Here is an 11,831-nt window from a genome sequence, read left to right as displayed (position 1 = left end):
CATGATCAAGAAAAAGATCCTCGACTATCTTTCGAAAAAACCCGTCACCGTCAGGGAAGTAAAGCCTTCTTATAACCGTTCACGGAAAACTGCCATTGTTTTTACCGAAGAGCAAGACAATGAAGCGCTGGTAGAATTGACACAAGGATTGATCGCCGACGGGAAGCAAGTCCACACGTTGATGATGGTCGATAACCCCGCTAAGGATGCGTCCTATCCACATCCGCACCTTACGGCAAAGGACGTTACGCTGACAGGAAAAATATCCGCTGAACGACTTCAGGACTTCTTTAAGACCAAATTTGATCTGCTTTTGGTCCTGTCAGGAACACATTCAACCTTAACAAGGTTTGTAATTTCCAAGAGTAATGCACCTTTGCGCGCTGGTTACTTATCGGGTGATGATTCGGGCAGTTTTTTGAACCTGATGATCAAACCAAAAGATAAAAGTCACCATTCGGAATTACTCGCATATTTAAGAAAAATAGCCTAATGCAAGAGCTAAACGGGACGGGTGTCGCATTAGTCACACCCTTGCATCAAGATAGAACAATTGACCTGACAGGCCTTGAAAAACTGATCGATTACGTGCTCGATGGTCAGGTGGAGTACCTGGTCGTCATGGGTACAACGGCCGAATCTCCTGTACTTACATGGGAAGAGAAAATGACTGTCCTGAATCATGCCATCAGCTACACCAAACGAAGGGTACCCATCGTTCTAGGGCTCGGCGGGAACAACACGACAGAAATTTTACAAAAACTTCCGGAGGTAGACACCAAAGAGCTAACGGCTATCCTCTCCGTCAGTCCCTATTACAACAAACCCTCCCAGGAAGGATTACTTTACCACTATCAGGCCATTGCGAAGCAAAGTAAGTTACCCATCGTATTATATAATGTACCAGGCCGTACCGGCTCTAATATTGATGCAGCCACTTCCTTGCAACTCGCTGATCACGAAAACATAGTAGGATTGAAGGATGCTACCGCAGACATGAATCAGATAGCCACCATTGCGAAAGCAAAGCCCGATGACTTTTCCTTGCTTTCTGGTGAAGATTCTCTGGTATTGCCTGCCATGTCTTTAGGCGCCGAAGGGGTGATCTCCGTGATTGCTAATTTTCTTCCGAAGGAGTTTTCTACCATGGTCAGGTTGGCAAACTCCGGAGACTATACACAAGCCCGAAAAATTCACCATCAGTTACTCACGGCCATGGAATTGACTGGAAGTGAAGGCAATCCTACCTCTATCAAAACGGGGCTAAACACACTTGGCCTGATGGGAAAAACAGTGCGACTTCCATTGACTGAAGGATCAGAAGAATTGAGCAGAAAGTATAGGGCTGAGCTTGAATCGCTCAACAAGGGAGAGTAATCTACCTTAAATGAAGTGGTGTTTTACTTCGGTCCAAATAGGTCGGATGTATTTTGAGATTGGGAAGGCTTCATCCACATCTTGCTTGAGCGGGAAGGACCAATAATGAATGGAGGAAATATGTAGCCAACATTCCGTTCTTAAGATGGATTCACAGCTATGCCAGTGTTCATTGGCGTCCAACAATTCTGATGCAACCAGATCGTCAAAGGAAGCGATCATCAACTCCATTATTGCGAATTTTTCATCATCAGTAAAATTATCTTTCAGGTACGCATTCAGCAATTGTGGAATCCATGAGGGATCAGCCATGACCAAATCCCAGTCCTGCATTTGATCGTCCCAATATATACCGAACTTGCCTGCGATGCTTTTTTGAGCTTCGTCTGTAGCATATCTCCGAAACTCTTGCCTTAATTCCATGACGCGCTGGCTAGTTGTTTAGAAAATAGCACAAAAAAAGGGGCGTTGTAATGACAACCCCCCTAATCTCTTGAAATATTAACGTGTAAAGAATTACCCGTTTTTCATGTTTTGAACTTCAACACGGATTTCTTGAGCAAGGTTCTTCATGTCTTGCATGCCTTTTCTCACACGAGTCCCGGCAGCTTGGTTCTTCTTATCATAGAACTTGCTGAAGTCATCTTCCATGCCCATTACCATGTCTTTCAACTGTTCAAATCTGTTCATACTAAAATCGATTAAGGTTACTGATAATTATACGATTAGGCAATATAGGCCAAAATCTTCATATACAAGTCAAAAACGGCGATTTTAAACGGGAGTTACCGATAAATTTGCCCCGTCAACACCCGCTTTGGCGTAAACTCCACCATCCAGTTTCTCCTTCATGGATTCGAATGCCTGAAGTGTCTGCTGCACATCGTCCAGTGTATGCATCGCGGTTGGAATAATTCGCAACATGATGATACCTTTTGGCACTACCGGGTACACGATCATCGAACAGAATAAATTGTAGTTTGTTCTAAGATCACGAATCACATTCGCCGCCTCGTAAGTCTCTCCGTTCAGGAATACTGGTGTCACTGGCGATTGAGTCGTACCGATATTGAAGCCTCTGTCTCGGAATCCATTCTGGATCGCATTCACAATGGTCCACAAGTTTTCTTTCAACTCAGGTTTGGAACGCAACATATCCAAACGCTTCAGGTTCCCGATCACCAATGGCATTGGCAATGATTTGGCAAAGATCTGAGATCGCGTATTGTAAGTCAGGTAATCAATGATATCTTCATCACCTGCTACGAATGCGCCGATGCTCGCCATTGATTTCGCGAAAGTAGAGAAATAGAGGTCAATACCATCCTGGCAGCCTTGCTCCTCACCTGCACCTGCACCTGTAGGGCCCATGGTACCAAAACCATGTGCATCATCAACTAATAATCGGAAGTTGAATTTTTCCTTCAGTTTCACGATATCCTTCAGGTTACCCATGTTTCCTGACATTCCGAATACACCTTCGGTAATCACCAAAATACCGCCACCATTTTCATTGGCCAGTCTTTCAGCTCGCTGAAGTTGCTTCTCCAGGTTTTCGATATCATTATGTGGGAAAACGAAACGCTTACCCATGTGCATTCTCAGTCCATCAATGATACAGGCATGTGACTCAGCATCATACACAATCACATCCTTTCGATCCACTAATGCATCGATCACAGACATGATACCCTGATACCCATAGTTCAACAGCATACCTGCTGGTTTCTGAACAAAAGCAGCCAATTCCTTTTCCAACTGCTCATGGTAATTTGAGTTGCCGGTCATCATCCGAGCACCCATTGGATAGCCAAGGCCCCATTCCTCAGCCGCTTGTGCATCCACCTTCCGAATCTCCGGATGGTTGGCAAGCCCCAGGTAATTGTTCAGACTCCAGGTCAATACGGTTTTTCCTTTGAAGGTCATCCGTGGAGAGATCTGTCCCTCCAATTTAGGAAACATGTAAAAATTGTCGTCGATAAACGCATGTCTTCCCAAAGGCCCTTTGTCCTGCAATAACTTTTCAAATAGATCCATTAAGATTGCTTTTTTCCCTCTTTCATTTAACGAAGCTGCAAAATTAATATGAATTTGATCACTGGCAATATGATTTGATGAACGACCTCACATTTCTGTCAGGAACTTTTTCCACAACCGTTTCCGGTTTTCGATCAGAAATTAAGAATCGCCATTTAAATGAGGGCTTTTAATTTTGTTGTTCAATAAAAAGAAAAGATCATGGCACTGACTCCTTCTAACATGCTGGCACTGGGCACTGAGGCACCACAATTCAGCTTACCTGATACATTAAATGATGGAAAATCACTCGCATTGGGCGATTTGAACCTCCAGAAAGGCTTGTTGGTCATGTTCATATGCAATCATTGCCCATATGTCAAACACATCAATGACGAGTTGGTAAAACTTGGACAGGACTACATCTGTCAGGGTATAAATATGGTGGCGATTAGCAGCAATAATGTTTCTACCCACCCGGAAGACAGTCCGGAAAAAATGACGATTTATGGCCAGAACCTGGGTTATCCTTTCCCTTATTTGTACGATGAGTCGCAGGAAGTAGCTAAATCTTTCGACGCAGCCTGTACTCCTGATTTCTATTTGTTTGATGCCAATAAGCAGTTAGTCTACAGGGGCCAACTGGATGATTCAAGGCCTGGAAATAACCAGCCTGTAACAGGAAAAGACCTTCGACTGGCGATGGATCATCTTCTTAAAGACGAAGTGCAGGAAGCGCAGCAGGTGCCTAGTATAGGGTGTAATATTAAGTGGAAGTGATGCATCTCCACTATTTACACTTAAGCGTCGATAAGGTTTTTGTCCGTCATTCCTGCGCAGGCAGGGTGCCTGACCAAGGAATCTCAAATTTAGCTAGCAGAAATGAAAATTGAGATTCCTGATCAAGTCCCGGCCGGGCATGTCAGGAATGACGCTTAAGTGGAACAAAACTCACATCACCATCGGCCAGAAGATGATGTCTACCCTCCGGTTTTTTAGCCTCCCGAGCCAGGTATTGTTGTCATAAACCGGATTGAACTGACCAAAGTCTTTTCTTTGGATCAATTCTTCAGGAATAGCCCGATTGATCAGTTTTTCAATTACGGATTTACTCCTTTGTTCTGAAAGCCATTCATTATAAGCAGCGCCACCGATGTTATCTGTGTGACTGTGGATGGTAATATGGTATTGAAAAATGTTTTCGATGGAATCCATGAATTGGTACAACTCCTCCAATTGCAACTCATCCACGTAGTAACTACCTCCACCAAAATAGATGCTTTTGATGGTGCGTTCCATCTGTTGTGCGTGGACGCAAAAAGTGAAAACCAACAAAATCGCACATGTCACAGATCGGAACATACTCTAATTTACGTAAGGATGATGAATTGAGGTTCCGAAATGTATCATTTGGTCGTTTACCTTTCATGAACGGCAACTCATCATTCCTCACAGTTCAACTCATTCAACTTCTTACACATGCCAAAGCTATTTCTCGACGACAGCATGCTTTATAGAAACCACAAGCCTCTTCATTTTGGTTCAATTCCTCATGAGCAAGTCCCATCATCAGGTAGTAATTTTCTCTATCCTCCGTTCCGATGATACTTTCGTAAGCCTCGATAGCCCCTGTGGCATCTCCTTTCAAATAATTTATTTCTACCAAAATCCCTTGTGATAACGGGTGATAAGCTTCCATGATTTTGCTTTCCATCAGATGTATTTCAGCCTGAACAACATCATTTCTTCCTAAATAAGACCAGGCCAATCCCCTATGTGCCTGAGCCATATAGAAATCCGATAATGGCTTTTCGGAATCGATCACGTGTTTAAAATCCTTGAATGCCCGTTTACGCAATCCTTCGTTGATGTACAGGTTTCCTCGATATACATATAGCTCATTAAACTCAGGAAACAATCGAATGGCCTCATTGGCGTGATCTATACCGGACAAATAATCCTTCTGATCAGAAAACACCTTCACTTTCTCTAGATAACCATCCACTCTTTTTGGATTCATTTTAATCGCATCCACAAAATGTCCATAAGCCGTGTAGTAAACAGAGGAGTTCGCCAGCCCGAGCAAAATTTTGGTTTCATAGGGATATCGATGATTTGGAACCTGTGCATGGTGTTTGATCGCTTTTCTTGCAGGTATTTGATTGCCATTATTCAAATGGATCAGGCACTGAAAATACGCCGTATCCCGCGGAGGTATTTCATTTCTGATCACATCAAATGCTTCTAACCAATGGATGGTTTTGAGTTCACCTCTGCCCTGCCATAGGTATTCGTGCTCGGATCGCAATAACTGCGCCGAGCTCAATTGACCTAAGAGCATTGACATCAGAAATACAATAGTTGTTCGTAAGCAGGTATTCATTGATTTGCTAAAGTATTTCAACAATTGGTCACAAACCGTACCAAAAGCAAAACTGATCACTAAACACATTGGCAACTGCTTAAATACGGACCTCAGTGCAGATTTTTGATTTGTTTCTATTTTACCTAAACAAATCATTTATCTTTACGTAACACTTATCATGCAAAATAGAAACAAATGAGAGGTACCAACCTGGGAGAATTTGAAGAACTACTGCTATTGGTCGTTATGATCTTACAAGAAGAAGCTTACGTGTTGCGGATAAGGGACGAAATCCATGAACAGGTCAATCGCTCTTTGTCGATGGGTGCCTTACACTCCACCCTCACACGACTGGAGCAAAAGGAATTCTTATCGTCCGATATGAAAGGCGCTACCAAAGATCGCGGTGGTCGTCGCAAACGTGTCTATGAGATCACTGCCAAAGGTCAGGCTGCTTTGAATGAAGTCAAGCAATTGCGCAACCGGCTTTGGGGTCAGGTTCCAAAATTTTATCTGGAATTCTATTCTTGAAAAAGCCCAATCACATACCACCCAGAATCTCCATTTGGCTTATACATCGACTCTGCAAGCCCGAAATCGCAGAAGAACTGGAAGGTAACCTCTTTCAATTCTATGCAGAAAATCAGGGTAAATGGCAATGGCTGTCGTATTGGCATCAGGTTATTTGTTATCTCCGTCCCTCTACATTAAAAGGTCTTTCACTCAAAAACTCAAAACCTATGTTTCTTTTCGATCCCCTACTCACTTTACGAAATCTGGCGAAGCACCGGGTAACCACAGCGATCAATATCTTTGGATTTACGCTGGGGCTCGTTTGTGCCTTCTTTCTCTATTTCTACCTCTGGGACGAATTAACCAACGACGATTTCCATGTCAAAAAAGAGCAGATTTATCGAGCCATTCGCGTGTCTGACCTTAATGGAACGCCTTATAACATTGGCGTTACTTCCGGTCCGTATGCGGCTGCCCTTCAAAATGATTTCCCCAATGCAGTTGCCAATACCATGCGTGTGCAACCGGAGAACGCCCTTGTTTCCTATGGAGACAAAAAGTTCAATGAACAACAACTAGTCTTCGCCGATCCCCAGTTCTTTGAATTCTTCTCCTTTCCATTGCTTGTTGGTGATCCGGAAACCGTGCTAAAAAACGCCAATTCCGTCGTGATCAGCTCCGAAATGGCAAACAAATACTTTGGAGAGGACGATCCGCTGGGAGAAATCCTTGAATTGGATAATGAATTTCCATTTCAGGTTACCGGCGTATTAGCCGAGCCCCCTTCTAATTCTCATCTGGCGTTCGATATGGTGTTAACGATCTCATTCTATGACCGCTACAGTTGGTTTGATGATTGGTGGAACAATGGCTTGATGACCTATGTACAAATTCCCACACCGGCGATGGCGGATCAGATAGAGGGACAATTGAGTGGGTTCATGGAAAAGTACTTTGGGGAGGACTTTGAACGATCCGGAACGCGCATGAGCCTTGCATTAGAGCCTTTAGAAGACATCTATTTCAATAATTCCACCCGTTACGACTGGGCAAGACACGGGAATTTTCAAACCGTCATGATCCTGATGGTGGTAGGCATCGCCATCTTGTTCATTGCCTGCTTCAATTATGTCAATTTGAGTATCGCTCAATCTTTCTTAAGAGTGAAAGAAGTCGGGGTAAGAAAAGTATTAGGCGTTTCACGAAAACGCCTGACAGCCCAATTCCTGGGAGAATCTTTGATGGTTCTGATGATCGCAACACTGTTTTCGGTTGGAATTGCAGAAGCGCTAAACCCGGCATTCAACGCTTATTTTGGTCTGGAATTTGAATTGCAATGGACCTCTTCCTCCTTTTGGCTACTGTTGACCATGATGGTTGTCATTATTCTGTTGGTAGCGGGTTTATATCCGTCTTCACATTTATCCGCTATCTCCCCAGTTGTCGCCATGCGGGGCGGGAAAATATCATCAGGTAAGTCGGCCATCCGGAAAGTGCTTGTCACTTCACAATTTGCCATCTCCATCTTCCTGATTGTGGCTACGTTACTCATCAGCGCTCAGCAGCATTATCTCAATAACAAAGACCTGGGATTTGACCGGGAGGCGGTAATCCTGGTAAACATTGATAATCGAGAGATTCGAAGCAACCGCCAGACTTTTAAAGAACGGCTCTTATCCAATGCCAACATTCAATCGGTAAGTCACTTATCTGGCGAACCAGGAGGATTTCATGACACGTCAGGATTTTTAATTGAAGGCATTAATGAAAGCAATCGCATGCGAACGCTTTTTACTGATCAGGATTTCATTGACCTGTTTGGTTTAAATGTCCTGGAAGGGCGTGGTTTTGATCGGAACGTGGATTCCGATACTGCAAGGGTCATGCTCATCAATCAAAAAGCATTGGACGAAATCGGGCTGTCAGCCGAAGCTATTATCGGTAGAAGCGCCGATATGCCTACCTGGGGCATCACTGATCTTAAAGTCATTGGTGTGATAGAAGATTATCATTTCAGCACGCTCAAAGATGAGATCGAGCCACTGGCCATTATGCTTAACCCCTATTCCAGAAAAATGGCCATCAAGGTGAATGCTACAACCCTGAACAATAGCTTAATGTTCATTGATGAAATCTACAGAGATTTATCACCAGGTTTTCCCATGACCTATCAGTTTCTGGATGATCAATTGGAGACTTTATATCTGGATGAACAGAAACAAGCACGGGTCTTTACCGTCTTTTCTATGATTTCCATCTTTTTGGCCTGTCTGGGCATCTTCGGATTAGCGGCCTATGCGGCACGATTACGACAAAAAGAATTGGGTATTCGCAAGGTACTTGGAGCTACTCCTTCCCAGATCATCCGGCTTATCTCAGCAGACTTTGTTCGTATGGTGTGCATCGGTGGTCTGGTGGCTATTCCTGGCGTCTGGTATTTCATCAACGATTGGCTAAATGCTTTTGCACACCGGATTCATTTATCTGATCATTGGGGGCAATTCGCTATCGGACTCATTTTAGCCATTCTTATTTCTTTGCTAACCGTTTCTTTGAAAACTTATCAGGCTGCCGGTAAAAACCCTGTGCATAGCATCAGGCACTAGAAGATTCCTGTGCAGGACCACTCGATAGCAGTCGTCGTGTATCCTGCGCATATTTTCTGCCCACAGGAATTTCCACATGACCAATATTGATCCCTGATCGGTTGAAAGCGGTAATGGCATTGCGGTTGATCAGGAATGATCGGTGAACTCGCATGAAGTTTTCCGGCAAGCGTTCTTCAAGTTTGCTGATCTTTTCTCTTACCACTAACTGCCGATCTTCCACATGGATCTTCACGTAATCGCTAAAGCTTTCGATGTATAGTATCTGTTCAATAGGAATAGGCACTGTCTGCCGGTTGACGATCACCTCTATTGTTTTCAGCTCTTGCTTCTTATTGGCTTCCCTCAGTTCCTGAATTTCTTGATCCCTTCTCTTCAGACTTGCCCATGATAGCAAAAACCCATCTCCGAAAACCAGTAAGACCTGCAGCACGACCAACAACCTGACATCTCCTGCGTATTCACCCAATCCGGAATAAGAATAATTGGCCAAAAGCACCAATGCTCCTATGATCACCCAAATTTCCAGCCAGATCACGATCACGGTCAGGTAAATGGTGTACATCACAAATTGTCTTTTGCGACCGGTCAACAAATAGCGAGGAACAATCTGGCTATGAAAGGTAAAACTGCCCACAGCCATGACCGGTAAAAGGACTGACACAAAATAAAATGAGAGGGACCAACCCATTGAGGTCGCAAAAAAGGCCACTAGTATGACAAATGCTATGATCCAGAATATTGCTCTATTTTGATTTTCCACGCCTCGAAAATGCTCCAAATTTTAAAGAAATAAGCCCTTTTGCGATGAACGACATGCTTACCACCGGATACGACATTGCCTTAAAATTCAACTAGCCGTTGGTTTGCAGTGTGAAACTAAAAATGTAATTTCAATAATGATTAATTTATTTGTAATGGGCGGCCCGCTATTCATGGGCATCCTTTCCCTGATACTGATTGGTGTCATCATTTCTACCGTTAGATACCTGACTGCTGAAGAAAAAACCAAAGACAAACTGGACCTGATCAAATCCTTCGGTCTGCTGGCCGTAGTTACAGGAGTACTAGGTCAATTGATCGGACTTTTCGATGCGCTGAAGTTCATTGAAGAAGCAGGACAGATCGCTCCAGGCATACTTGCTGCCGGCCTCAGAGTATCTATGATCGTAACTCTATACGGATTGATTATCTATGTCATTTCACTGATCATCTGGATCACACTGAAGCATCGCGTCTGACTACTATCTTCTTCATACTATGCCTGTCCTCTTTATCAAGAGTGACAGGCAATTCTTTCATGGTGTATTCCAGCTGACATTTTTGGAAGGGAAAAAGGGAACTGTAACTTGAATAGTTTCATTCTTACTGCAACTAATCAAACCTTTTTCTTCAATCATGAAAACATTTACAAGAATTGGTCTACTGGCCTCTGCCTTTTTGATCACACTCACCTCGCTGGCACAAACACCGGACCCAAAAGAATTACTACAGCAAATGGAGGCCAAAGTCGGTGGCTGGGACAAGCTGTGGTCTCAGAAAGATGTGGAGTTCCTATACAACTACGTCTACGCTGATGGCAAAAAAGATGTATCCACCGAACGATACATTTTCGAAGGTGAGCACTCCTGGGCCAAATACACCCAACACGACATCAATGTGATGCCTGGTAAAGGCGGAGTGGTTATTCAATCTTTGGTGGACAACAAACCTGCATGCGTTATGGACGGTAGTGCCATGGATGACCCACAAGTACTCGGTGGAACGGATTTTCTTCGAAGAGCTAACTACTTCTGGTTTGCGATGTTTTACAAAATGCTCAACCCCGGAACCATCCATAAATACATGGGCTCGGAAGAAGTGGATGGTGTGAACTATCATAAAATCAGCGTCGCTTACGAAAGTGAAACAACAGGAAAGCTGCAAAATGACGCCTATGTACTCTACTTAAACCCGGAAACCATGCTCGTTGATCACTTCTTCTTTTCACTTCCGGCAATGGGTGTCAATCAGCCTGTATTGAAAATGAAAGTGGAATATGAAGCAATCAATGGTTTACTACTGCCTACTAAAAGATGGGCATTCCAACCAGGTGCGGACGGTAAACCCAGTGCAGAACCATTTTTGACACAAATTTCTTCACAAGTCAAATTCAACAATGGATTTACCCCGGAAGACTTGAAGATCTAAACGTCAACGTGACAAAAATACCAATGAACCTCGGCAAATGATTGTCGAGGTTTTTTTGTTGCCGATGAAGCAATTAGAGCATTGAACTTTAATTAAAACGTCAACCATAGGATAATACATTATTTTTAATTCATGGAGCTACATCATAACCCATCTGGTACATGGAAGGCAAGGATAAATTAAGAGTCATTATTAACCAGATTGAAATGCTGTCACAAGCTGAAAAAGACTTAATCGTTGAAGAAGTCCATGTGGAAGATTTTGAAAAAGGAACCGTTCTGATCTCTCAAGGACAAAAAACCTCAAGGTGCTATCTGGTATTGTCTGGCTGTATCAGAGAGTTCACCAATCGTCATGGCGAAGAAAAGACCACCAATTTTTTCACGGAAGGCGATGGAACCGCAGTATACATTGGTGGTGGTAAAAATCAAGTCTCTGACTACTCTCTGGAATGCATTGAACCTTGCACATTGATGATTGGTAGTGAAAGCATGGAAGACCATATCAGAAGACTGGTTCCGAGACTAGATGTATTGATCCAGCAGGTATCGAAGGAAAAACTAGAAACCTCGAGGGCAGAAATGACTCGATTTGTCCATTCTTCTCCAGAAGAGCGCTACTCACATCTGATGAATACCAAACCTTTCCTATTCCACCGAGTACCTCATCACCAAATTGCCAGCTACCTTGGCATGCAGCCCCAATCATTGAGCCGGATTCGGAAACGTCTTTTCGATCAAGCCACGCAACCTCCGATTTAAAAA

Annotated in this window: 14 protein-coding genes; 8 read left to right on the top strand and 6 right to left on the bottom strand. The window is 43.5% G+C overall.

Annotated features, from left to right (window positions below):
- The first annotated feature begins 1 nt into the window (after position 1).
- Both R8G66_00420 and dapA read left to right on the top strand, forming a co-directional pair.
- Complete coding sequence (locus tag R8G66_00420; GenBank protein ID MDW3190793.1) at positions 2-493, top strand: hypothetical protein; 492 nt, start codon at positions 2-4, stop codon at positions 491-493.
- The gene (gene dapA / locus R8G66_00415; GenBank protein MDW3190792.1) at positions 493-1,377 is read left to right on the top strand and encodes a 4-hydroxy-tetrahydrodipicolinate synthase; all 885 of its coding nucleotides are present in this window, start codon (positions 493-495) and stop codon (positions 1,375-1,377) included. Before R8G66_00420 ends, dapA begins: the two co-directional genes overlap by 1 nt.
- A 6-nt stretch (positions 1,378-1,383) precedes the next feature.
- Here dapA and R8G66_00410 read toward each other — a convergent pair whose 3' ends face one another.
- The 3 genes from R8G66_00410 to R8G66_00400 all read right to left on the bottom strand — a co-directional run bounded on the left by R8G66_00410 (position 1,384) and on the right by R8G66_00400 (position 3,414).
- Positions 1,384-1,800, bottom strand: a complete 417-nt coding sequence (locus tag R8G66_00410; protein MDW3190791.1) for a hypothetical protein — start codon at positions 1,798-1,800, stop codon at positions 1,384-1,386.
- Positions 1,801-1,893: 93 nt separating this feature from the next.
- Positions 1,894-2,067: a histone H1 gene (locus R8G66_00405; protein MDW3190790.1), complete on the bottom strand. Its 174-nt coding sequence runs from the start codon at positions 2,065-2,067 to the stop codon at positions 1,894-1,896.
- A gap of 84 nt (positions 2,068-2,151) precedes the next feature.
- A complete protein-coding gene (locus R8G66_00400; GenBank protein MDW3190789.1) occupies positions 2,152-3,414 on the bottom strand; it encodes an aminotransferase class I/II-fold pyridoxal phosphate-dependent enzyme in 1,263 nt (420 codons plus the stop codon).
- A 201-nt stretch (positions 3,415-3,615) separates the two neighbouring features.
- Here R8G66_00400 and R8G66_00395 point away from each other — a divergent pair, with 201 nt between their 5' ends.
- On the top strand, positions 3,616-4,173 hold the full coding sequence (locus tag R8G66_00395) for a thioredoxin family protein (protein ID MDW3190788.1): 558 nt from the start codon (positions 3,616-3,618) through the stop codon (positions 4,171-4,173).
- Positions 4,174-4,344: 171 nt separating this feature from the next.
- Here the strand turns inward: R8G66_00395 and R8G66_00390 are convergent, their stop codons facing one another.
- Together R8G66_00390 and R8G66_00385 are read right to left on the bottom strand one after the other, a co-directional pair.
- The gene (locus R8G66_00390; protein MDW3190787.1) at positions 4,345-4,692 is read right to left on the bottom strand and encodes an OmpA family protein; all 348 of its coding nucleotides are present in this window, start codon (positions 4,690-4,692) and stop codon (positions 4,345-4,347) included.
- A 166-nt stretch (positions 4,693-4,858) separates the two neighbouring features.
- Positions 4,859-5,740 carry a hypothetical protein gene (locus R8G66_00385; GenBank protein ID MDW3190786.1) on the bottom strand — a complete coding sequence of 294 codons (882 nt, stop codon included), beginning with the start codon at positions 5,738-5,740 and terminating at the stop codon, positions 4,859-4,861.
- 213 nt (positions 5,741-5,953) lie between these two features.
- On the opposite strand from R8G66_00385, the gene R8G66_00380 reads away from it, so the two are divergent.
- The gene (locus tag R8G66_00380) at positions 5,954-6,289 is read left to right on the top strand and encodes a helix-turn-helix transcriptional regulator (protein ID MDW3190785.1); all 336 of its coding nucleotides are present in this window, start codon (positions 5,954-5,956) and stop codon (positions 6,287-6,289) included.
- Entirely contained in the window at positions 6,286-8,877 is a 2,592-nt protein-coding gene (locus R8G66_00375) for an FtsX-like permease family protein (protein MDW3190784.1), read from the top strand. The genes R8G66_00380 and R8G66_00375 overlap by 4 nt, the downstream gene beginning before the upstream one ends.
- On the opposite strand, the gene R8G66_00370 is transcribed toward R8G66_00375, so the two are convergent.
- Positions 8,867-9,541 carry a LytTR family DNA-binding domain-containing protein gene (locus tag R8G66_00370; protein MDW3190783.1) on the bottom strand — a complete coding sequence of 225 codons (675 nt, stop codon included), beginning with the start codon at positions 9,539-9,541 and terminating at the stop codon, positions 8,867-8,869. The two genes, R8G66_00375 and R8G66_00370, sit on opposite strands and share 11 nt — an antisense overlap.
- Before the next feature lie 235 nt (positions 9,542-9,776).
- Here R8G66_00370 and R8G66_00365 point away from each other — a divergent pair, with 235 nt between their 5' ends.
- The 3 genes from R8G66_00365 to R8G66_00355 all read left to right on the top strand — a co-directional run bounded on the left by R8G66_00365 (position 9,777) and on the right by R8G66_00355 (position 11,828).
- Positions 9,777-10,118 carry a MotA/TolQ/ExbB proton channel family protein gene (locus R8G66_00365; GenBank protein MDW3190782.1) on the top strand — a complete coding sequence of 114 codons (342 nt, stop codon included), beginning with the start codon at positions 9,777-9,779 and terminating at the stop codon, positions 10,116-10,118.
- 157 nt (positions 10,119-10,275) lie between these two features.
- Entirely contained in the window at positions 10,276-11,067 is a 792-nt protein-coding gene (locus tag R8G66_00360; GenBank protein ID MDW3190781.1) for a DUF6503 family protein, read from the top strand.
- A gap of 161 nt (positions 11,068-11,228) precedes the next feature.
- Positions 11,229-11,828, top strand: coding sequence for a Crp/Fnr family transcriptional regulator (locus R8G66_00355; protein MDW3190780.1), 600 nt, complete (start codon positions 11,229-11,231; stop codon positions 11,826-11,828).
- Positions 11,829-11,831 lie beyond the last annotated feature (3 nt).

Source organism: Cytophagales bacterium, assembly GCA_033344775.1.
Lineage (GTDB): Bacteria > Bacteroidota > Bacteroidia > Cytophagales > Cyclobacteriaceae > JAWPMT01.
Note: the sequence above shows the minus strand (reverse complement) of the source record. Positions and strands in the feature narration are given on the sequence as shown.

Bases quoted from the DNA above. Each gene is read 5' to 3' on its own strand.
- R8G66_00420 (MDW3190793.1), top strand. From the start codon at position 2: ATGATCAAGAAAAAGATCCTCGACTATCTTTCGAAAAAACCCGTCACC.
- dapA (MDW3190792.1), top strand. From the start codon at position 493: ATGCAAGAGCTAAACGGGACGGGTGTCGCATTAGTCACACCCTTGCAT.
- R8G66_00410 (MDW3190791.1), bottom strand. From the start codon at position 1,800: ATGGAATTAAGGCAAGAGTTTCGGAGATATGCTACAGACGAAGCTCAA.
- R8G66_00405 (MDW3190790.1), bottom strand. From the start codon at position 2,067: ATGAACAGATTTGAACAGTTGAAAGACATGGTAATGGGCATGGAAGAT.
- R8G66_00400 (MDW3190789.1), bottom strand. From the start codon at position 3,414: ATGGATCTATTTGAAAAGTTATTGCAGGACAAAGGGCCTTTGGGAAGA.
- R8G66_00395 (MDW3190788.1), top strand. From the start codon at position 3,616: ATGGCACTGACTCCTTCTAACATGCTGGCACTGGGCACTGAGGCACCA.
- R8G66_00390 (MDW3190787.1), bottom strand. From the start codon at position 4,692: ATGGAACGCACCATCAAAAGCATCTATTTTGGTGGAGGTAGTTACTAC.
- R8G66_00385 (MDW3190786.1), bottom strand. From the start codon at position 5,740: ATGTCAATGCTCTTAGGTCAATTGAGCTCGGCGCAGTTATTGCGATCC.
- R8G66_00380 (MDW3190785.1), top strand. From the start codon at position 5,954: ATGAGAGGTACCAACCTGGGAGAATTTGAAGAACTACTGCTATTGGTC.
- R8G66_00365 (MDW3190782.1), top strand. From the start codon at position 9,777: ATGATTAATTTATTTGTAATGGGCGGCCCGCTATTCATGGGCATCCTT.
- R8G66_00360 (MDW3190781.1), top strand. From the start codon at position 10,276: ATGAAAACATTTACAAGAATTGGTCTACTGGCCTCTGCCTTTTTGATC.
- R8G66_00355 (MDW3190780.1), top strand. From the start codon at position 11,229: ATGGAAGGCAAGGATAAATTAAGAGTCATTATTAACCAGATTGAAATG.